The organism is Streptomyces sp. YS-3 (assembly GCF_045257485.1).
In the GTDB taxonomy this organism is placed as follows: Bacteria; Actinomycetota; Actinomycetes; order Streptomycetales; family Streptomycetaceae; genus Streptomyces.
Map to the genome: position 1 here is coordinate 1 of NZ_JBJHPC010001076.1, position 1,005 is coordinate 1,005.

A 1,005-nucleotide genomic window follows, 5' to 3' on the forward strand; every position below is an offset into this window, starting at 1 on the left:
CCTCCGTGTGGCCCCCTCCGTGTGGCCCTCCGCGCCGGCCGCGCCGAGGCCGAGGCATGGGGCCCCGGCGCCGAGTGGCTGCTCGAACACCTCCCGGCGCTCCTCGGGGACGCCGACGACCCCACCGGGTTCGCCCCCCGCCACCGCCTCCTCGCCGAGTCCGCCCGTCGCCGCCCTGGCCTGCGCCTGACCCGGACCGGCCTGGTCCTGGAGTCGCTGATCCCGTCGATCCTGGAGCAGAAGGTCACCACGGACGAGGCGTACCGCGCCTGGCGGCTGCTGGTGTGCAAGTTCGGCGAGCCCGCCCCGGGCCCGGTCCCCGGCCGGATGTACGTGATGCCCGACGCCAGGACCTGGGCCCTGATCCCGTCCTGGGAGTGGCACCGCGCGGGCGTGGACGCCAAACGCTCGTCGACGGTCCTGCGCGCGGTACGCGTGGCCCGCCGGCTGGAGGAGGCCCTCGCCCTGGACCAGGAGGCCGCCGCGGCGAGGCTCCACCTGATCCCCGGTATCGGCCCCTGGACCAGCGCCGAGACCCTGCAGCGCGCGATGGGCGCCACCGACCTGGTCAGCGTCGGGGACTACCACCTGCCGAGCATCGTCGGCTACGCCCTGGCGGGCGACCGCGACGCCGACGACGCCGCGATGCTGGAGCTCCTCGCCCCGTACGCCGGCCAGCGCCACCGCGCCACCCGACTGATCCTCCTCAGCGGCCGGATCCCGCCGCGCCGCGCGCCCCGGATGACACCCGGCAACATCGGCGCGCTGTAAGCAGAACCCGTACGACCGGGCACGACCAGAACCGACCTCACACGACGGCCCGTACAAACGGCCCCCATCACACGAAGGCCCCGTCACACAAAGCCGCTCCAAGTGCCCGTGCCCTCCTGCGCGCGGTACGCGTGGCCCGCCGGCTGGAGGAGGCCCTCGCCCTGGACCAGGAGGCCGCCGCGGCGAGGCTCCACCTGATCCCCGGTATCGGCCCCTGGACCAGCGCCGAGACCC

At 75.2% G+C, this 1,005-nt stretch carries 1 protein-coding gene; it reads left to right on the plus strand.

Translation table 11 applies throughout. The features are described 5' to 3' along the window. Nucleotides 1–771 (plus strand): DNA-3-methyladenine glycosylase family protein (locus tag ACJA3G_RS37560; RefSeq protein ID WP_406557482.1); only part of this gene is annotated, 771 nt, incomplete at its 5' end. Between the last annotated feature and the right edge of the window lie 234 nt (nt 772–1,005).